This window comes from Micromonospora sp. NPDC023644 (assembly GCF_040640115.1).
GTDB lineage: Bacteria > Actinomycetota > Actinomycetes > Mycobacteriales > Micromonosporaceae > Micromonospora.
Window position 1 is genome coordinate 20,927 of sequence record NZ_JBFABA010000016.1, and the last position, 18,866, is coordinate 39,792.

Here is an 18,866-nt window from a genome sequence, read left to right on the forward strand (position 1 = left end):
GCTCGGACCACCCGGGCCGGAGCGGTCACTGCCGATGGTCCACCAGGTCGATGAGCTGGCGTACGACCGTGTCCGGTTGGATCACCCGGTCGAACACCGCGACCAGCAGGGTCTCCAGGTCGGGGTAGCCGAGTTCCTCCGACAGCCGCAGCAGCGGCAGGTCGCTGGCGAGGCCCCGGTCGTGCTTGCGCAGGGCCAGCCCGATGGTGGCCCGGCCGAGGCGGACCTTGTCGGTGATGGAGATGCCCGGCTCGGTGTGCTCGGCGAACCACCGGCTGATCTGCATCTGCGCCTGGGGGGACTTGACGAAGCCGAGCCACTCCCGGCGGGGACCGCGCGGGGCGACGTCGGCGTCGAAGCCGTTCGCCGCGTCGGTCTCGGTGAAGATCTCCACCACGTCGCCCTCGTCCAGTTCGGAGGAGAGCGGGGCCAGCCGGCCGTTGATCCGCGCCGCGAGACAGTGGTCGCCCCGCTCGGTGCCCAACTCGTACGCGAGGTCGACCGGGGTCGCCCCGGCGGGCAGCACGATCTGTCGCCCGTCGGCGAAGACCTGGACCTGCGCCTCGGCGAGGTCGCAGCGCAGCGATTCGAGGAACTGGGCCGGATCGGCCGTGTCCTGCTCCCAGTCGAGCACCCGGCGCAGCCAGTCGAGCTGCTCCGCGCGGGCCGCGGCCGTGCCGGCGCCGGAGCGCGGGAAGCGGAAGTCGGCGGCGACCCCGTACTCCGCCGAGCGGTGCATCTCCTCGGTGCGGATCAGCACCTCGACGGTGCGGTCCTTCGGCCCGCAGACGGTGGTGTGCAGGGAGCGGTAGAGGTTGTTCTTGGGCGAGGCGATGAAGTCCTTGAACCGGCCGGGGACCGGCCGCCACAGGCCGTGGATCGCGCCGAGGGCCGCGTAACAGTCGGTTGCCGGGCCGTCCACCACGATCGCGATGCGGGGCAGGTCGAAGGGGGCGCTGTGGCCACCGGCCACGGTGTCCTTCCAGATCGAGTAGAGGTGCCGGGGGCGGGGGGTCACCGCCGCGGCCACCCGGCTGCGGCGCAGGGCCGACTTCGCCCGGGTGACCACCTCGCCGAGGTACGCGTCCCAGCCCGGCCGGTCGTGCACGTGCCGGGCGATCCGGGCGTGCTCCTCCGGCTCCAGGTGCAGCAGCACCACGTCGTCGAGCTCGCGCTTGAGCGTCTGGATGCCCAGCCGGTCGCAGAGCGGGACCAGGACCTCCTGCGTCTTGCGGGCGATCCGCTCGCGCGACGCGGCGGACCGGACGCCCAGGGTGCGCATGTTGTGCAGCCGGTCGGCCAGCTTGATGATCAGGACCCGGACGTCCTTGCCGGCCGCGATGATCATCTTGCGGATCGTCTCGGCCTCGGCGGCCTTGCCGTAGAACGCCTTGTCGAACTTGGTCACCCCGTCGACCAGGTGCGCCACCTCCGGCCCGAAGTCCTCCGCGAGGGCCTGGAGGGTGTAGCGGGTGTCCTCCACGGTGTCGTGCAGCAGCGCGGCGACCAGGGTGATGGCGTCCATGCCGATCTCGGCGCAGATCTGGGCCACCGCCAGCGGGTGGGTGATGTAGGGCTCGCCGCTCTTGCGGAACTGCCCGCGGTGCATGTTCTCCGCGATGGTGTAGGCCCGGCGCAGCACGGAGGGCTCGGTGCCGGGGTGAATCGTCCGGTGGGTCCGGACGAGCTGGCTGACCGGGTCGGTGTCGGTGGTGGGCCAGCTCAGCAGCGAGCGCAGCCGGCGGGCCAGCGGCAGCTCGCCCGGTTGGGTCGGCAGGGCGCCCCCCAGGGCGGCGCCGCGTCCGGCGTCGACGTCCACGTGGGACACCTCCTCACCCCGGCTCCACGGCCGCCGACACCCGGCAACCGGGAGCAGGCCCACGAAACGGGCAGGACTGCACTTCTCTAACAGCCTAAGGGAGGCGAGGTAGTCCGATCGGTCACTTGGTCATGGGCGTTCGGTCGAGCTTTGGTGGGACGCGGCGTTCTCGGCCTTGCTCAGCAGGTCGCGGAAGCGGGCCGCGCCGGCCACCGGGGACGCCCAACCGGACGTCATCTCCACCAGCCGGGTCTCCGGTCGTTCCAACCAGGACAGGATGCGTTCGGTCTCCTCGGCCGAGGCGCGCGGGACCGGGCCGTGGCCGGGCAGGACGGTCTCGGCGGTCGCCCGGATCGCGGCGATCGTCGGTCGGGGGTGGACACCGGGGGGTGAGACGCCCGCCCCGGCCAGCCGGCCGTGGCGCACCAGCGCCAGCTCCCAGCCGCCGCGGGCCGCCGGGCGCGCGGCGGCCAGCTCGGCGATCCCGGTCAGCGCCGTCAGCCGCTGCATCCGCACGGTCGCCCGCAGCACCGCCGCGAGCCGGGACCGGGCCACCGCCGCCTCCTCGTAGCGTTGGGCGCCCGAGAGCGCGTCGATCCGGGCGAGCAGGGCGTCGACCACCGGTTGGGGATCGCTGGCGGTGGCGGTGCGGAACGGCGCGACCGCGCGGGCGTCGTACTCCTCCGGGGAGATCCGGTGCTCGCAGGGCGCCGGGCAGCGACCCAGCTCGGCCAGCGCGCAGGCCGGCGTGACCGTGCGCAGCGAGAGCCGGTGGGTGCACTGGCGCAGCGGCACGGCGTCGTGGAAGCCGGCGGCGGCCAGCTCCGCCGCCCGACGCGAGCTGAACGGCCCGAGGTAGGCGGCGTCGCCGGGGGAGATGGCCCGGACCACCGACAGCCGGGGGTACGGCCCGTCGGTCAGCTTCAGCCAGAGCACCCGCTCCGGGAACTTCGACCGCCGGTTGTACGGCGGGGCGTGCGCCCCGATCAGCCGCAGCTCGCGGACCTCCGCCTCCAGCGAGTGGGCGCACTCCAGCGCCTCCACCCGCTCCGCCGCGGCGAGCATCTCGGAGATCCGGGCCCGCTTCTCCGCCGCCGTGAAGTAGCTGCGCACCCGGGTGGCGATGTCGCCGGAGGTGCCGACGTAGAGCGGCCGGTCGTCGGCGGCCCGGAAGATGTAGACCCCCGGCGCCTTCGGCAGCCCCTCGGCCAGGTGCCGCTTGCGTCGCTGGGTGGGGGTGACCGCACGGGCGAACTCGATGGCGTCGCCGACGGTGTCGACCCGGTGCCCGGCCAGGCGGGCGATCAGCCCGTGCAGCACGTCGACGGTGGCCTTGGCGTCGTCCAGCGCCCGGTGGGTCGGCTGGGTGGCGGTGCGGAAGTAGGCCGCGAGGGTGCCGAGCTTGCGGTTGGGCACCTCGTCGCGGGTCAGCACCCGGCGGGCCAGCGCGGCGGTGTCGAGCACCCGCGGGTTGGGCCAGCGGTAGCCGTGCTTCGCGCACGCGGCCTTGAGGAAGCCCACGTCGTAGGGGGCGTTGTGGGCGACCAGCACGGCGTCGGTGATGAACTCCAGGAAGCTCGGCAGCACCTGCTCGATCGGCGGGGCCGGCACCAGCATGGCCTGGGTGATGCCGGTGAGCACGGTGATGAACGGCGGGATGGGCACGCCCGGGTTGACCAGGGTGGCCAGCACGCCCAGCTCCTCGCCGCCGCGCACCTTCACCGCGCCGATCTCGGTGATCCCGCCGCCGTCCGGCGCGCCGCCGGTGGTCTCCAGGTCGACCACCACGAACGTCGTCGCGTACAGCGGCAGCGCCGGGTCGATCCCGCCCGCGCCCGGGTCGAAACCGGCCAGCGGCTCCTGGACGTACTCGGTCTCTGCCATCGGCGGCACGCTAGCGGTCCGGTCCGACACTCCCGTCCCATCGGCACCAGACGTCACCACCGGTCTAGGATGAGAGATCGGCTCACTCACCGGGCGGTGGGCCCGGTCGCGGTGGGAGACTTGCCACATGCCCCTCACCGAGCCGCACGACGACCGCCTCCGGCAGGAGGATCCGGTCGACGCTGCGCGCGACGCCGGTGAGGGCGCCCCCGACGAGGCCGGCCAGCCCGCGGCCACCGAGCCGGCGGCGTCCGAGCTTGCGGCGGAGGTGTCCGAGCCCGAGCCTGCGGCCTCGCCCGAGCCTGCGGCCTTGCCCGCGGCTGCGGCGGAGGCCTCCGAGCCCGGGGCGGCGGTGTCCGAGCCGGAGCCCGTGCTGCCCGAGCCGGTCCGGCAGCGCATCGTGGCGCTCACCGCGACGGTGCTGCCCGGGCTGCCCGCCGACGAGGTGCCGGTGCCGCTGCGCCGGGTCGCCAAGTTCGCCCCCAACCGCCGGGCGCGGCTCGGCGCCCCCGCGATCGCCGCCCAGCTCACCGCGGACCCGCTGTTCCGCCAGCGGATCACCGCCCGGGTCCTCGCCGACAGCGGCGACCTGGGCGCCGCGGTGCTGGAGGGCACCGCGCCGGCCGCCGCCGACCCGGTCGAGGTGGCCGCGCTGGCCTACCTGGCCCGGCCCCGGGGCTGGCGGGACCTGATCGAGGCCAGCGGCGCGGCGGTCCGCGCCGAGGCCGACAGCGCGGTGGTCGCCGAGCTGGTCCGCGAGGCCGAGCAGCGGGCCACCCGCGCCGAGCACGACCGGGCGGTGGCCCGGGTGGAGGCGGAGAAGCTCCGCGACGAGCTGGCCCGGGTCCGCGAGGAGCTCGGCCAGCTGCGCGAGGAGGGCCGGCAGCTGACCCGGTCGCTGCGCGAGACGCAGGCCCGCGAGCGCAAGGCCACGGAGCTGCTCGCCACCGAGCGGGGCCGGGCCGCCCGGGCGGCGGCGGACGCCGACGCCGAGCTGCGCCGGGTCCGGGCCCGGCTGGCCGAGGCCGAGGCGGCGGCGGGGGTCGCCCGGGCCAGCGCCAAGGAGGCCCGCTCGGTCGACGACGCCCGGCTCTGGCTGCTGCTGGAGACCATCGGGCAGGCCGCCGTCGGGCTGCGCCGCGAGCTGGCGCTCGATCCGGTCGACAAGCTGCCCGCGGACTTCGTGGCCGACGCCTTCGCCGACCAGTCCGGCACCACGGCGGCCGGCACCGCCGCCCGGGCCCGGGACACCGACGACCCGGCCCGCCTCGACCAGCTGCTCGCCCTGCCCCGGGCGCACCTCGTGGTCGACGGCTACAACGTGACCAAGCGCGGCTTCGGCGAGATGTCCCTGGAGCAGCAGCGCAAGCGGCTGATCACCGGCCTGGGCGGGATCGCCGCGCAGACCGGCGACGAGGTCACGGTGGTCTTCGACGGCGCCGAGCGGATGCACGGGCTGCCGCCCTCGCCGCGCGGCGTGCGGGTGCTCTTCTCCCGCAAGGGGGAGACCGCCGACGAGCTGATCCGGCGCCTGGTGCGCGCCGAGCCGTCGGGCCGGCCGGTGGTGGTGGTCTCCTCGGACCGCGAGGTCGCCGACGGCGTACGCCGGCACGGCGCGTACCCGCTCGGCGCCGACTCGCTGCTGCGCCGGCTCTCCCGGTCCTGATCGGGGCGCTTGATCGCTTTCGGGCCGTCCGCGACCCGGTTGTCCCTTTTCTGTCGTACCCCGGGCCTAACGTCGTGGTGACCGATGGTGGTCGGGCGGCGACGGAGGTCCCGCCCGCCGCCGCAGCGCATCAGGAGGCGAGATGCTCATCGACTGCGACGGGTGCGGTGCCCGGGGCGACGGCTGCGCCGACTGCCTGGTGACCGCGCTGTTCGACGATTCCTCCCCGGCCGCCGGGCTGGGCGGCCCCGAGGCCCGGGCGATCGAGGTGTTCGCCCGGGCCGGGTTCGAGGTGGAGGTGCTGCCCGCGCCCCGGCCGGCCGGGCGGCTCACCCGACGCCGCCGCGTCGCGTGACGGGCCGTGGCCGCCGCCCGACGGCAGGCACGCCGAGGACGAGGAGAGCCGCCCCCGACGGCGCCCGTTCCCCGGGCGGTGGCTCGGGGAACGGGCGCCGGGGGACGACGGTCAGCGGGACGGGTCGCGGTTGAACAGCTTCTTCGCCCAGAGGTAGCCGACCAGCGCGATGGCGGCGCACCAGGCCACCGCGAGGGCGGCGTTCGTCCCCACCGGCCCGCCGGTCAACAGGCCGCGCAGGGTCTCGATGATGGGGGTGAAGGGCTGGTGCTCGGCGAACTGCCGCAGCCCGTCGGGCATCGAGTCGGTGGGCACGAACCCGCTGCCGATGAAGGGCAGGTAGGTCAGCGGCATGGGGAGGTTGCTCGCCGTCTCGACGCTCTTGGAGACCAGCCCCAGCGCGACCGAGAGCCAGGTGAACGCGAAGGCGGTCATGACCAGCACGCCGGCGGCCGCCAGCCAGGCCGGCGCGTCCGTGGTGGGCCGGAACCCGATCGACAGGGCGACCCCGGTGACCACCGCCAGGCTGAGCACGGTCTGCACCATGCTGCCCAGCACGTGGCCGGTCAGCACCGACGCCCGGGCGATCGCCATGGTCCGGAACCGGGCGATGATGCCCTCGGTCATGTCCATCGCGACCGACACCGCCGTCCCGGTGGCGGCCAGGCCGGCGGTTATCAGCAGGATCCCCGGGGTGACGTAGTTGACGTAGTCGCCCCGGTCGCCCGCACCGCCGCCCAGCCCGGCGCCGAGGGTCGCGCCGAAGACGTAGACGAACAACAGCAGCAGCATGATGGGCATGCCGACGAGCAGCACCGTCATCGACGGGTAGCGGACCCAGCGGCGCAGGCTGCGGCGCAGCATCGTGCCGGAGTCGCGTACGGCGTACGTCAGGGTGCTCATCGGGGGGTTCCCTCCTTCTCGGGCCGGCCGGTGAGGGCCAGGAAGACGTCGTCGAGGTCGGGCGTGTGCACCGACAGCGACTCCACGGCGATCGACTGGCTGTCCAGCACGTCGAGCAGGTCACGCAGCGACCGGACACCGCCGTCGCCGGGCACGTGCAGGGTGAGCTCGGCGGCGTCGCGGGACTGCTCGGGCAGCACCCTCACGGCCGTGTCGAACGCGGCCCGGTCGGCGAAACGCAGGCTGACGTGCCCGCCGGGCACGAGCCGCTTGAGTTCCGCCGCGCTGCCCTCCGCCACCAGGCGACCGTGGTCGAGCACGGCGATCCGGTCGGCGAGCTGGTCCGCCTCCTCCAGGTACTGGGTGGTGAGGAAGATGGTGACGCCGTCGGCCACCAGGTCCCGGACGATCTGCCACATGGCCTGCCGGCTGCGCGGGTCGAGCCCGGTGGTGGGCTCGTCGAGGAAGACGACGCGGGGGCGGCCGACCAGTCCCATCGCCAGGTCGAGTCGCCGGCGCATCCCGCCGGAGTAGTTGGCGGCGGGCTTGCCGGCCGCCTCGGTCAGGTCGAACATCCTGAGCAGGCCCCGCGCACGCTGCCGCCCCTCGGCCCGGGGCAGGTGGTGCAGGTCGGCCATGAGCCGCAGGTTCTCCTCGCCGGTGAGCAGTCCGTCGACGGCGGAGAACTGGCCGGTCACGCCGATCGCGGCGCGTACCGCGTCGGGCTCCCGGGCGACATCGTGACCGGCGACCCGCGCCTCGCCGGAGTCGGCGCCGATCAGGGTGGACAGGATCTGCACGGTGGTGGTCTTGCCGGCGCCGTTGGGGCCGAGCAGGGCGAAGATCGTCCCCGCGGCGACGGTGAGGTCGATCCCGTCGAGCACCACGTGCTCGCCGAAGGACTTCCGGAGGGCGGCGACCGAGATGGCCGCCGGGGCCGGGCTGGGTGGCATGTCTTCTCCTTCACGCCGGCCGTCGGGCCGGTCGAGGGCCCGACCGGCGGTCGGGCCGGTCGGGGGAACGGGGGTCAGCAGCGGCGGATCACGATGTCGCCGAAGGAGGTCCGGGCGGTCACCCGCACGGCGCCCTCGGGCTTCCCGGACGGTTCGTACGCCTCGAGGTGGTTGTCCACGCGGCCGAACTGGGTGTGCAGGTCGAGCAGGGCGGCGGTGCCGGAGCGGACGCCGATGTCGAGTCCGCCGGTCGCGGTGCGGACCGACACCGCGCCCGCCGAGACCTCGCCGATCCGGATGTCGCCGTTGGCGGTGGTGGCGGTGACCGGGCCGTGCGCGCGCTCGACGGTGGTCTCGCCGTTGGCCGTCTTCACCCGCACCTCGCCGGTGACCGTGCCGAGCCAGCTGTCGCCGTTGCTGTTCCTGACCACCGCGTCGCCGTCGACCTGCTGCACCCGGATCCGGCCCGTTCCGGTGCTGATCCGGGCCGGGCCGGCCACGTGCTCGACGCGGACGCCGCCGGCGGAGGTGTCGAGGTCCACGTCGGCGGTGCGGTCCAGGTCGATGTCGCCGGTCGCGGTCCGGATCCGGCAGCTGCCGAGCCGGCCGCTGCCGTGGAACGCCGCCACGGAGGCGTCGCCGTGCAGGTGCGAGCCGGTGGGCAGCCCGATCGTCACGTCGACCGAGCCGGGCTTGCCGAACAGCCCGAACCCGCGCTGCCGGGGCGACTTGACCAGGAGCCGGCCGTCGGCGTACTCCACCCGGGTCTGTTCGGCGGCGCGGACGTCCGCTTCGGCGGCGGCGTCGCTCGGGCGGACCTCGACGGTCGTGTCGGTGCGGTCGGTGGCCGTGACGTGGACGTCACCGACGACCAGGTCGACGGTCGCCGAGATCGGAGCGGGGGTGTCGAATGTGGGCACGACGCGGTCCCTTCTGACGAGTGGATGTCCCGGGCCGGGACGGAGGCGGTGCAGGAGCGGATCGGTGGCGGGCCGCTCAGCGGGCCCAGCCGGTGAAGCGCTCGCCGCTGCGGGCGGCGCGTCGCTGCGGTTGCCGGGCCGTAGGGGTGCCCGCCACGGCGGCGGTGGCCGCCCGGACGAGCCAGGCGTTGACCGAGAGGCCCTCGCGGGCGGCGGCCTCCTCGATGCGGCCCTTCAGGTGCTCGGAGAGGCGGAAGCTGATCCGCGAGGTGGTGCCCTCCTCGCCCTCCGTCGCCGGCGGCACGGCCGGCTCGGCGGCCTCCGGCTCGCCCGCGGACTCCGGACCGGTCGGCGGTGGCGTCACGACGAAGCTCGGCTGGCGCCCGCGCAGGCGCAGCTCGACCGACCCGGGTGCCAGGTCGCGGGTGATCTCGGCCGCCGCCGCGGTCAGCGCGTCCAGTAGCGCCAGCCGGAGCGCCGACTCGAGCGGCCCCGCCAGTCGTTCGGCGAGGGCGCGGGCCTCGTCGCCGCCGAGTTCGGCGACGCCGGCCAGTTCCTGCCGGAGGTTGTCGACATACGACGTCAGGTCCATGACGCCACTATGGCATCAGAATGACGTCATAGCAAGCCCTCGTGGCTCCGATTGGCGTCATGGTGGCGACAGGTGACGTCAGGAGGGGCGGAGCGGTCGCCGGGACGGCGGCGGCCGGCACCGCGCGGGCGGCGGCGCGGCGGGCAATAGGATGGGCGGTCACGGCGGAGGGAGCGGCGGCATGACGCGGGTACGGCGTGGTGGCGACAGCCCGGCCGCGGTCGGCGGCGACGCGGGCCACCGGCGGCTGGGCGCGGCACGCCCCGCGCGCCTCCATCCGGCACCGGGCGGGCCGCGGTGAGCCCGCGCGGCTGGGCGCTGCTGACCCTCGCCGGGCTGACCCTCGCCCTTCTCGTCGCGGCGGCGCTGCTGATCCCGTGGCACCGGCCGCCGGCCCCCCGGGCAGACCAGCTCGCCGCGCTGGGCGACCTCCCCGCCGACCAGGTGGCCCGCAGCCGGGAGTTCCGTTCCGCGCTGCGCCCCGCCGGCTGGGCCGCGATCGCGATCGGCCTGCTGGTGGCCCTGCTGCTCGGCCTGACCCCGCTGGGCAGCCGGCTCGTCGAGCTGGCCGGCCGCCCGTTCGGCGGCCACTGGGCCGCCCAGGCCGTCCTCGGCGGGCTCGCCGTGGTGCTCGTCGCCGACCTGGTGACCTTCCCGTTCGCCGCATGGCGGCAGGCCGTGCTCACCCGTTACGAGCTGAGCACCAACGGCTGGAGCGGCTGGGCGGCCGACCTGCTCAAGTCGTACGCGGTCAGCGCGGTGATCGGCGCGGTGGCGCTGCTCGGCTTCTACACCGTCATCCGGCTGTCGCCGCGCTGGTGGTGGGCGTTCGGCGCGGCCGGCGCGGCGACCCTGGTGGTGCTGCTCTCCTTCGTGCTGCCGGTGCTCGTGGAGCCGGTCTTCAACCGGTTCACCCCGCTGGAGCAGGGACCGCTGCGCACCCAGCTGATGCAGATGGCGGCCCGCGACGGCGTCCCGGTGCGCGACGTGCTGGTCGCCGACGCGTCGCGACGCACCCGGGCGGTCAACGCGTACGTCTCGGGGCTCGGGCCGACCCGGCGGGTGGTGGTCTACGACACGCTGCTGCGCGAGGCGACGCCGGCCGAGGCGACCGCCGTGGTGGCGCACGAGCTGGGGCACGCCAAGGACCGGGACGTCGCCGTCGGCACGCTGACCGGGGCGCTGGGCGCCGCCGCCGCGGTGGTCGCGCTCTACCTGCTCGGCTCCTCCGGCCCGCTGCTGCGGCTGGCCGGCGTCGACTCCGTCGCCCAGCCGCGCGCGTTCTCCCTGCTGGTCGCCCTGGTGACGGTGGCCGGGCTGGTCTGGGCGCCGGCGCAGGCGCTGATGTCGCGGCGGGTGGAGGCGCGCGCCGACGCGCACGCGCTCGCGTTGACCGGCGACCCGGCCGCCTTCGAGGCGATGCAGCGGCGGCTCGCCGGCATCAACCTCGCCGACCCGGATCCACCACGCTGGGAGTACCTCTACTCCGCCACGCACCCGTCCACGGTCGAGCGGATGGCCGCCGCCCGCGCCCACGCCAGGGAGGCCGGCCGATGAGCCGCACGCTGCTGATCACCAACGACTTCCCGCCCCGCCCCGGCGGGATCCAGTCCTTCGTGCACAACCTCGCGGTGCGCCAGCCCGCCGGGTCCGTGGTCGTCTACGCCTCGACGTGGCGGGGCGCGGAGAAGTTCGACGCCGACCAGCCGTTCGAGGTGGTCCGGGACCGCACCCGGGTGCTGCTGCCCACCCCGCGCGTGGCCCGCCGGGCCGCCCGCCTGGCGCGCGCGTACGACTGCGACACGGTGTGGTTCGGCGCGGCGGCGCCCCTGGGCCTGCTCGCCGCGGGCCTGCGCCGCCGGACGGGCATCCGCCGGGCGGTGGCGCAGACCCACGGGCACGAGGTCGGCTGGGCCGCGCTGCCGGCCGCCCGGGCCGCGCTGCGGCGCATCGGGCGCGGCGTCGACGTGACGACCTACCTGGGCGAGTACACCCGGGTGCGGCTGGAGCGGGCACTGCACGGGGTGACCGAGCTGCACCGGCTCGCCCCCGGGGTGGACGTGGACGCCTACCACCCGTCGGTCGACGGCGAACCGGTCCGGCTCCGGCTCGGGCTGGCCGACCGCCCGGTGGTGGTCTGCGTGTCCCGGCTGGTGCCCCGCAAGGGGCAGGACATGCTGATCCGGGCGCTGCCCGAGATCCGTCGCCGGGTCCCCGACGCCGCGCTCCTGGTGGTCGGGGGCGGGCCCTACCGGGCCACGCTGGAGAAGCTGGCCCGGCAGGCGGGCGTCGAGCGGGACGTGGTCTTCACCGGCTCGGTGCCGTCGGCCGAGCTGCCGGCCCACTACGCCGCCGGCGACGTCTACGCCATGCCCTGCCGTACCCGCAACCGGGGGCTGGACGTCGAGGGGCTCGGGATCGTCTACCTGGAGGCCTCCGCGACCGGCCTGCCGGTGGTCGCCGGCGACTCCGGCGGGGCGCCGGACGCGGTGCGCGAGGGCGAGACGGGGTTCGTGGTCCGGGGCCGGGACGTCGCCCAGCTCGCCGACCGGGTGGCCACGCTGCTCGCCGACCGGGACCTGGCCCGCCAGTTCGGCGCGGCCGGTCGCGCGTGGGTGGAGCGGGAGTGGCGCTGGGAGGCGCAGGCGCAGCGGATGGCCGCCCTGCTCGCCGGCTGACATCGTCCTGCGTGGCCGGGTGGAAGTAGCCCCCGCCGGCGGCGGGCGAGGGGTCAGCGCAGGCGGGCCAGGACGCGCTCGGCGGAGTCCGGGCGGCCGAAGTGCCAGCCCTGGCCGGCGTCGCAGCCGATCGCCCGCAGCCGCTCCGCCTGCCCGGCCGTCTCCACGCCCTCGGCGGTGACGGTCAGGTCCAGCGCGTGCGCCAGGGAGACGAGCGAGGCCAGGATCCGCTCGTCGGCCCGGGCCTCCGGTGCCCGCAGGCCGGCCACGAACTGCCCGGCGACCTTCAGCTCGGTCACCGGCAGGTCCCGCAGGTACGCCAGGTTGCAGTAGCCGGTGCCGAAGTCGTCGATGGCGATCCGGACGCCGAGGTCGGCGAGCGCCCGCAGCGCCCGGACCGGCTCCTCGGCGGTGCTCATCATGGTGCTCTCGGTGATCTCCAGTTGGAGCCGCTCCGGCGACAGCCCGGTGTGCCGCAGCAGCGCGCGTACCTCCTGGACGAGGCCCGCGCGGCGCACCTGCCGCACGGCCAGGTTGACGCTGACGAACGGGGCCGGCCCGGCGTCGACGGACCAGCTCTCGGCCTGCCGGCACGCCTCGGCCAGCACCCACCCGCCCAGCGGGACGATCAGCCCGGTCTCCTCGGCCAGCCCGATGAAGCTGTCGGGCCGCAGGACGCCCAGCTGCGGGTGCCGCCAGCGCACCAGGGCCTCCATGCCCAGCACCCGGCCGTCGCGCAGCGACGTCAGCGGCTGGAAGTCGAGATAGAACTCGCCCCGCTCCAGCGCCGCGGGGATGGCCGCGGAGAGCGCGTACCGGGCCAGGTCCTGGCGGTCCCGGTCGGCGTCGTAGAGCGCCCAGCGGTCGCCACCGGCGGCCTTCGCCCAGTGCAGCGTGCTGTCGGCCGCCCGCATCAGGTCACCGGGGGAGGCGCCGGCCACCTCCCGCTCGACGATGCCGATGCTCGCCGAGACGCTCAGCTCGTGCCCGTCCACCAGCACCGGCTCGCGTACCGCCGCGAGTGCGGCCTCGGCCACGGCGACGGCGTCGTCGGTGCCGGTGGTGCCCTCGACCAGGACGACGAACTCGTCCCCGCCGAGCCGGGCGACCAGGTGCCCGTCGAGGGCCCGGCGGAGCCGGTCCGCCACGGCCACCAGCAGCCCGTCGCCGACCTGGTGCCCGTGCGAGTCGTTGACCACCTTGAACCGGTCGAGGTCGAGGAAGCAGACACCGAGGCGCGCCGTGCCCCCGGTGGGGGAGTCGATGGCTGCGCGGAGGCGCTCCGTCAACAGCGTCCGGTTGGGCAGGTCGGTCAGCGGGTCGTGGGTGGCCTGGTGGCGGAAGCGCGCCTCGCTGCTGCGCAGCGCCCGCTCCGCCTCCGCCCGGGCGGTCATCGCGGCCCGGCGGATCGTCTCCTGCTCGTCCAGCGTCCGGTCCCGCAGCGCGCGGGCGTATCCGGTGGTCACGGCGGCCAGCAGCCGGGCCAGCCGGTCCTCGACCTCCTCCTCGACCAGCCCGAGGTCGCGGGCCAGCCGGAGCTGGACGACCTCGACCGTACGGCCCAGCGCCTCGGCCGAGGCGATGTGGGCGGCCACCAGTTCGGTGCCGACCCGGTGCCCCACCCGCAGGTCGATCGGCTCGGCCAGCAGCGCCGCCGCCAGCTCCTCGGTGAGGCGTTGCAGCAGGGCCTCGAGCTGGGCCTGGGTCATCGGCAGGTAACTGGTGCCGGAGACGGCCTTGGCCCACGCCCGGGCGAACGTCCCCGGGCGGGACGGGTGCCCCACGGTGGTGCCGGTCGGGGCGACCGCGGTCGCCCCGGGTGGCTCATCCACCGAGTCGCCCGACGCCGCCGATGAAGGCCGCCCGCTCGGCGTCCTCGGCGCTGTCGGGGGACTCCGGGCGCCACTGCGGCACCCAGACCACGCCGGGGTCGACCAGTTCGAAACCGTCGAAGAGGGCGGTCAGCTCGCCGCGGCTGCGGATCCACAGCGGGTTGTCGGTCCGCCGGTAGACCCGCTCGGCGTCGGCGCGCTCGTCGTCGCCACGGCCGTCGCCGCTGGCCTGCGAGAGCACCAGGTAGCTGCCCGGCGCGAGCGCCTCGCGCAGCGTCCGCAGCAGTTCGGCCGGCCGGTCGTCGTCCGGGACGAAGTGCAGCACCGCCACGATCATCACGGCGATCGGCTGGTCGAAGTCGAGCAGCCGGCGGACGTCGGGGTGGGCGATGATGCGCTCGGGGTGGCGCAGGTCCTCCTGCACCACCACGGCGCGGTCGTTGCCCTCCAGGATCTCCCGGCTGTGGGCCACCGCCACCGGATCCACGTCGACGTAGACCACCCGGGCGTCGGGGGCGTCGCGCTGGGCGATCTCGTGCACGTTGCCGACCGTCGGGATGCCCGAGCCGACGTCCAGGAACTGCCGGACGCCGGCGTCGAGGAGGAACTGCACCGCGCGGCGCAGGAACGCCCGGTTCGCCTGCGCCATCAGCGGGGCCTCCGGCACCGCCGCCACCATCGCCTGGGCCGCCGCCCGGTCGACCGCGAAGTTGTGCGAGCCGCCGAGGTAGTAGTCGTACATGCGGGCCACGCTGGGGCGCTCGATGTCGATCTCGTCGGGTGCCCAGTCCGGCCGCTGCATGCGTTCACCCCTCCTGTCGGCGCGCGGGACACCGTTGCCCGCGCCGGTATTCTGCCGGCTTGTCGCCCGCGAGACCATAGCGCGCCGCGAACCCTTCGCCGCCGCCGCTCGATGCGACGACGACGGGCCCGCGCCGCCCGTCGGCGGTCGCGGACCCGTCGGTGCTACGTCGTCGGGCTCCCGGCGGGAGCCGGTCAGAACTTCGGGGCGTCGGGAGCCTCGAGCAGACCGAGCCGCAGCGCGGTCATCAGCGCCTGGGCCCGGTTGGCCGCGCCCAGCTTCTCGTAGAGCTTCGAGATGTGCGTCTTGGCGGTGGACTCGCTGACGAAGAGCTGCTTGGCGATGCCCGCCACGCTCATCCCGTCGGCGAGCAGCCGCAGCACCTGGCCCTCGCGGGGCGAGAGCTGCGGCCCGGACGGGGCCAGCCGGCGCTTCATCGCCTCGGCCAGGTCGGCGGCCGTGAAGGCGCTGGGGGAGGAGGCGGCGTGCCGCGCGGCGGCGACCACCTCGTCGGCCGGGGCGGTCTTCGGCACGAAGGCGCTGGCCCCGGCCTCCAGGGCGCCGAAGAGCTGGTCGTCGCCGGCGTACATGGTGAGCACGACGATGCCCATCGAGGCGCTCGACTTGCGCAGCGCCCGGGTGGCCTCCAGGCCGCTGCCGTCGGGCAGCCGCAGGTCCATGATCACCACGTCCGGCTGCAGCGCACCGGCCTGGCGTACGCCCTCCGCCGCCGTGGCGGCCTCCCCGACGACCTCGAACTGCCGGTCGCGCTCGAACGCGTGCCGCAGGCCCTTGCGGATCAGGTCGTGATCGTCGACAAGGAGGACCTTGGTACGGGTGGCCGGTGTCGGACTTGTGGTCATCCTCGGGTTACTCCCCTTCTGCTGCCGCTGCGCTACCGCGCACGTTATCGCGCCGGGGCGAGGAGCCGAGCACCACCGCCACGGTCGTGCCGCTCGGTTGCCGCGGCCTGATCTCCAACCGGCCTCGGATACGTTCCGCCCTCTCGGCCATGATCGCAAGACCGTAGTGCCCGTCGGAACGCTGGTCAGCGATCCCCTGACCGTCATCCGACACTTCGATCTGCGCGTACGGCGGGTCGACCTCACAGGTGACCCAGAGATTAGACGCGCCCGCGTGCTTGCGCGCGTTGGTGACCGCCTCCTGGGCGATGCGCAGCAGCTCGGCCTCGGTGGCGGCGGGCAGCCGGGCGGTGGACTCGTCCAGGGACAGGTGCACCCGCAGCCCGCCGGAGGCGCCGACCGTGCGGGCGTACTCGGCGATCGCGGCGGCCAGGCCGCCGTGCCGGTCCACCTCGCTGCGCAGCTCGAAGAGGCTCAGCCGCAGCTCGGTGATCACCCGGGTCACCTCGCCGCGCAGCGTGCGCAGCGCCTCGGCGGTCTCCTGCGGGTCCTCGTCGACGTACGCCAGGGCGTTGTCGATGCCGTAGCCGACCATCACCAGCTCCTGCGCCACCCCGTCGTGGATCTCCCGGGCCAGCCGCTGGCGTTCCTCGTTGGTGGCCAGCGAGCGGACCTCGTCGAAGAGCAGCGCCGCCTCCAGCCGCAGCGCGGCCGGCCGGGTCAGCCCGGTCACCCGGGACACCACCGGCGGCGGGTACGCCTGCGCCGCGTCGGCCTCCAGCACCACCAGCCCGACGGTGCGCACCCCGGCCACCAGCGGCACGATCAGGGCGGAGACGTCACCGCCACGGTGCGACCGGGCCTGCGACCGGGCGGCGGTGTGCGGCTGCTGGCTGGCCCACGCGTCGGCGATGGCCGAGTCCGCGTCCAGCGTCGTCTCCCAGTCGACCCGTTCCACGCCCACCTGGGCGAGCACCACCAGCCGGCCGCCGCCGCTGGCCGACAGCACGGCCGCCCGGTCGGCCCGGGCCACCGTGCGCAGCTCCTCCAGCAGGTGCTCGGAGATGCCGCCCGGGTCCAGGGTGGCCCCGGGCAGCTGCCGGGCCACCGTGCGCAGCTGGGTGAGCAGCCGGGTCGCCTCGGCGTACGGCTGGGGCTTGCCCTCGTTGCGGACCTGCATGACGCGGTGCAGGGTGCTGGCGGCGGTGAGGCCGAGCCCGGCCAGGATCAGCCACTGGGCGCAGACGGCGAGGTAGCCGAGCTCGGCGATCTGCCGGTCGCCGTCGACCTCGGTGAGCGCACCGGACACCAGCAGGGTGGCCGCGGCGACCGCGAGCAGGGCGACACCCTCGCGGAACCGGCGGCGCAGCGCCGTGACGGTCACCGGGACCGCCAGGTAGGGCAGCACCGCCGAGGCGCCCAGCCCGCCGACGTCCCCGCCGATGGTGGACACGGCGGCGACCTGGCTCGCGGCCAGCCCCAGCACCACCACCTCGGCCACCCGGCTGAGCGGGCCGATCGGCCGGTGCTCGGGCGCCAGCAGGGCGGGCAGCCCGGCGACCGCCAGCAGCGCGATCCACCAGAGCTGGCCGGGGTCGTGCGTGGCGAACAGGGTCAGGACGGCGACGAGCGCCAGCATGACCACGCGCGCGGCGGCGGCGAGGGGATGCGGCTGGGGCCGGGGGAGCGTCGAGGCGGGCACGTGACGGATGGTAGTCAGCCTCGGTAGATGTCGGCGATCTCCGCCGCGTACGACGTGTGCACCACCTGCCGCTTGACCTTCAGCGACGGGGTCAGCTCGCCGGTCGCCTCGGTGAAGTCGTGGGGCAGGATCCGGAACACCTTGATCGCCTCGGCCTTCGAGACCGCCTGGTTGGCGGCGTCGACGGCGCCCTGGATCTCGGCGCGCAGCCCCTCGTGGTCGCGCAGCTTCTCGACGGGGGTGTCCTCCGGCAGGCCGGCCGAGGCGAGCCAGCGCGGCAGCGCCTCCTCGTCGATGGTGACCAGCGCGGCGATGAACGGCGCCCGGTCGCCGACCACCACGCACTGGCTGACCAGCGGGTGGGCCCGGACCTGGTCCTCCAGCACGGCCGGGGCGACGTTCTTGCCGCCGGCCGTCACGATGATCTCCTTCTTCCGGCCGGTGATGCTGAGGAAGCCGTCGTCGTCGAGCTGCCCCAGGTCGCCGGTGCGGAACCAGCCGTCCGCGCTGAGCGCCTCGGCGGTCGCCGCCTCGTTGCGCCAGTAGCCCTGGAAGATCAGGTCGCCGGAGATCAGGATCTCGCCGTCGTCGTCGATCCGGATGGTGACCCCCGGCAGCGGCCGGCCGACCGAGCCGATCCGGGTGGCGTCGGGCAGGTTCGCGGAGGCGGCGGGGGAGGTCTCGGTCAGGCCGTAGCCCTCGCACACGTTCACGCCGATGCCGCGGAAGAAGTGGCCCAGCCGGGCGCCGAGCGGGGCGCCGCCGGAGATGGCGTCCCGGCACCGTCCGCCGAGCGCCGCCCGCAGCTTGCGGTAGACCAGCTTGTCGAAGAGCGCGTGCTGGGCGCGCAGCGCCAGGCCGGGACCGCCGCGGGTCTCCAGCGCCTCGCTGTACGCGATGGCGACCTGCTCCGCGCGGGCGAAGATCCGGCCCTTGCCGTCGGCCTCGGCCTTCTGCTTGGCGCCGTTGTAGACCTTCTCGAAGACCCGCGGGACCGAGAGCACGAAGGTGGGGCGGAACTCCTGCAGCTCGGCAACCAGGTTCTTGGGGTCCGCGCAGTGCCGCATGGTGGCCCGCGCCTGCACCACGCCGATTTGGATGAGCCGGGCGAAGGCGTGCGCCAGCGGGAGGAAGAGCAGGGTCGAGGCGCCCCGCCCGAACAGGTTCGGCAGCACCGGCACCGCGTTGGCGATGTCGGCGTACATGTTGCGGTGGGTCAGCACGCAGCCCTTGGGGCGGCCGGTGGTGCCGCTGGTGTAGATGATGGTGGCGAGGTCGTCGGCGCGGACGGCGGCCCGCCGCCGGTCGATCTCCGCCGGGTCGACCGACGCGCCGGAGCGGACCAGCTCGGCCACGGCGTCCAGCTCGATCTGCCAGACGTCGCGCAGGTCGGGCAGGCGGTCCCGGACGCCGGCGATGAGGGTGGCGTGCGCGTTGCTCTCCACCACGCAGGCCACCGCGCCGGAGTCGGACAGGATCCAGGCGGCCTGGTCGGCGCTGGAGGTCTCGTAGACCGGCACGGTGACCGCGCCGGCGGCCCAGATCGCGTAGTCCAGCAGGGTCCACTCGTAGCGCGTGCGGCTCATCAGGCCGACCCGGTCGCCGGGCTGGACGCCGGCGGCGACCAGGCCCCTGGCCGCCGCGACGACCTCGTCGCGGAACTGCCGGCACGTGACGTCGGCCCAGGCGCCGCCGGCGGGGCGGACGAACTGGACCTCGTCCGGGGCGACCTCGGCGTTGTCCCAGACCGGGTCGGTGAGGTTGGCCGCGTCGCCGACGGTGACGATCGGCGGGACGGAGAACTCGCGCACCTGCACTCCCTCGTGCTCACTGGCCGGGCGGGCCGCCACCACTGGTCGGCTCCGTCGAACCTACCCGCCCCGGCGCCGGGGGTGAA

At 75.1% G+C, this 18,866-nt stretch carries 15 protein-coding genes; 4 read left to right on the forward strand and 11 right to left on the reverse strand.

Going from position 1 to position 18,866, the window contains the following annotated elements:
* Positions 1 to 25: 25 nt before the first annotated feature.
* Positions 26 to 1,819: a RelA/SpoT family protein gene (locus tag AB0G08_RS14935; RefSeq protein ID WP_358087553.1), complete on the reverse strand. Its 1,794-nt coding sequence runs from the start codon at positions 1,817 to 1,819 to the stop codon at positions 26 to 28.
* A 129-nt stretch (positions 1,820 to 1,948) separates the two neighbouring features.
* Positions 1,949 to 3,703 carry a DEDD exonuclease domain-containing protein gene (locus tag AB0G08_RS14940; RefSeq protein WP_358087429.1) on the reverse strand — a complete coding sequence of 585 codons (1,755 nt, stop codon included), beginning with the start codon at positions 3,701 to 3,703 and terminating at the stop codon, positions 1,949 to 1,951.
* A 127-nt stretch (positions 3,704 to 3,830) separates the two neighbouring features.
* Between AB0G08_RS14940 and AB0G08_RS14945 the strand changes: the two genes are divergently transcribed.
* A complete protein-coding gene (locus AB0G08_RS14945) occupies positions 3,831 to 5,369 on the forward strand; it encodes an NYN domain-containing protein (RefSeq protein WP_358087430.1) in 1,539 nt (512 codons plus the stop codon).
* A 142-nt stretch (positions 5,370 to 5,511) separates the two neighbouring features.
* The gene (locus AB0G08_RS14950; protein WP_357873135.1) at positions 5,512 to 5,724 is read left to right on the forward strand and encodes a hypothetical protein; all 213 of its coding nucleotides are present in this window, start codon (positions 5,512 to 5,514) and stop codon (positions 5,722 to 5,724) included.
* 111 nt (positions 5,725 to 5,835) lie between these two features.
* Here the strand turns inward: AB0G08_RS14950 and AB0G08_RS14955 are convergent, their stop codons facing one another.
* The 4 genes from AB0G08_RS14955 to AB0G08_RS14970 form a co-directional block, all read right to left on the reverse strand.
* The gene (locus tag AB0G08_RS14955; protein WP_358087432.1) at positions 5,836 to 6,627 is read right to left on the reverse strand and encodes an ABC transporter permease; all 792 of its coding nucleotides are present in this window, start codon (positions 6,625 to 6,627) and stop codon (positions 5,836 to 5,838) included.
* Positions 6,624 to 7,580, reverse strand: coding sequence for an ATP-binding cassette domain-containing protein (locus AB0G08_RS14960; RefSeq protein WP_358087433.1), 957 nt, complete (start codon positions 7,578 to 7,580; stop codon positions 6,624 to 6,626). Before AB0G08_RS14960 ends, AB0G08_RS14955 begins: the two co-directional genes overlap by 4 nt.
* A 74-nt stretch (positions 7,581 to 7,654) precedes the next feature.
* Positions 7,655 to 8,500 carry a DUF4097 family beta strand repeat-containing protein gene (locus tag AB0G08_RS14965; RefSeq protein WP_358087435.1) on the reverse strand — a complete coding sequence of 282 codons (846 nt, stop codon included), beginning with the start codon at positions 8,498 to 8,500 and terminating at the stop codon, positions 7,655 to 7,657.
* A gap of 76 nt (positions 8,501 to 8,576) precedes the next feature.
* Positions 8,577 to 9,092, reverse strand: a complete 516-nt coding sequence (locus AB0G08_RS14970; protein WP_358087436.1) for a hypothetical protein — start codon at positions 9,090 to 9,092, stop codon at positions 8,577 to 8,579.
* A 297-nt stretch (positions 9,093 to 9,389) separates the two neighbouring features.
* On the opposite strand from AB0G08_RS14970, the gene AB0G08_RS14975 reads away from it, so the two are divergent.
* Positions 9,390 to 10,649: a M48 family metallopeptidase gene (locus AB0G08_RS14975; protein ID WP_358087438.1), complete on the forward strand. Its 1,260-nt coding sequence runs from the start codon at positions 9,390 to 9,392 to the stop codon at positions 10,647 to 10,649.
* Positions 10,646 to 11,770, forward strand: coding sequence for a glycosyltransferase family 4 protein (locus AB0G08_RS14980; protein WP_358087440.1), 1,125 nt, complete (start codon positions 10,646 to 10,648; stop codon positions 11,768 to 11,770). The genes AB0G08_RS14975 and AB0G08_RS14980 overlap by 4 nt, the downstream gene beginning before the upstream one ends.
* Before the next feature lie 53 nt (positions 11,771 to 11,823).
* On the opposite strand, the gene AB0G08_RS14985 is transcribed toward AB0G08_RS14980, so the two are convergent.
* The 5 genes from AB0G08_RS14985 to AB0G08_RS15005 form a co-directional block, all read right to left on the reverse strand.
* On the reverse strand, positions 11,824 to 13,479 hold the full coding sequence (locus AB0G08_RS14985) for a bifunctional diguanylate cyclase/phosphodiesterase (protein ID WP_358087555.1): 1,656 nt from the start codon (positions 13,477 to 13,479) through the stop codon (positions 11,824 to 11,826).
* 115 nt (positions 13,480 to 13,594) lie between these two features.
* Complete coding sequence (locus AB0G08_RS14990) at positions 13,595 to 14,404, reverse strand: SAM-dependent methyltransferase (RefSeq protein WP_357873143.1); 810 nt, start codon at positions 14,402 to 14,404, stop codon at positions 13,595 to 13,597.
* 194 nt (positions 14,405 to 14,598) lie between these two features.
* Positions 14,599 to 15,267 (reverse strand): response regulator transcription factor, encoded by a 669-nt coding sequence (locus tag AB0G08_RS14995; protein WP_007072219.1) that lies wholly within the window; start codon positions 15,265 to 15,267, stop codon positions 14,599 to 14,601.
* 7 nt (positions 15,268 to 15,274) lie between these two features.
* Positions 15,275 to 16,969, reverse strand: a complete 1,695-nt coding sequence (locus tag AB0G08_RS15000) for a GAF domain-containing sensor histidine kinase (protein WP_358087442.1) — start codon at positions 16,967 to 16,969, stop codon at positions 15,275 to 15,277.
* Between the two features lie 14 nt (positions 16,970 to 16,983).
* Entirely contained in the window at positions 16,984 to 18,780 is a 1,797-nt protein-coding gene (locus AB0G08_RS15005) for a long-chain fatty acid--CoA ligase (RefSeq protein WP_358087444.1), read from the reverse strand.
* Positions 18,781 to 18,866: the final 86 nt, after the last annotated feature.

Coding starts and splice junctions, on each gene's coding strand:
- AB0G08_RS14940 (WP_358087429.1), bottom strand. CDS start 3,703: ATGGCAGAGACCGAGTACGTCCAGGAGCCGCTGGCCGGTTTCGACCCG.
- AB0G08_RS14945 (WP_358087430.1), top strand. CDS start 3,831: ATGCCCCTCACCGAGCCGCACGACGACCGCCTCCGGCAGGAGGATCCG.
- AB0G08_RS14950 (WP_357873135.1), top strand. CDS start 5,512: ATGCTCATCGACTGCGACGGGTGCGGTGCCCGGGGCGACGGCTGCGCC.
- AB0G08_RS14955 (WP_358087432.1), bottom strand. CDS start 6,627: ATGAGCACCCTGACGTACGCCGTACGCGACTCCGGCACGATGCTGCGC.
- AB0G08_RS14960 (WP_358087433.1), bottom strand. CDS start 7,580: ATGCCACCCAGCCCGGCCCCGGCGGCCATCTCGGTCGCCGCCCTCCGG.
- AB0G08_RS14970 (WP_358087436.1), bottom strand. CDS start 9,092: ATGGACCTGACGTCGTATGTCGACAACCTCCGGCAGGAACTGGCCGGC.
- AB0G08_RS14980 (WP_358087440.1), top strand. CDS start 10,646: ATGAGCCGCACGCTGCTGATCACCAACGACTTCCCGCCCCGCCCCGGC.
- AB0G08_RS14985 (WP_358087555.1), bottom strand. CDS start 13,479: ATGACCCAGGCCCAGCTCGAGGCCCTGCTGCAACGCCTCACCGAGGAG.
- AB0G08_RS14990 (WP_357873143.1), bottom strand. CDS start 14,404: ATGCAGCGGCCGGACTGGGCACCCGACGAGATCGACATCGAGCGCCCC.
- AB0G08_RS14995 (WP_007072219.1), bottom strand. CDS start 15,267: ATGACCACAAGTCCGACACCGGCCACCCGTACCAAGGTCCTCCTTGTC.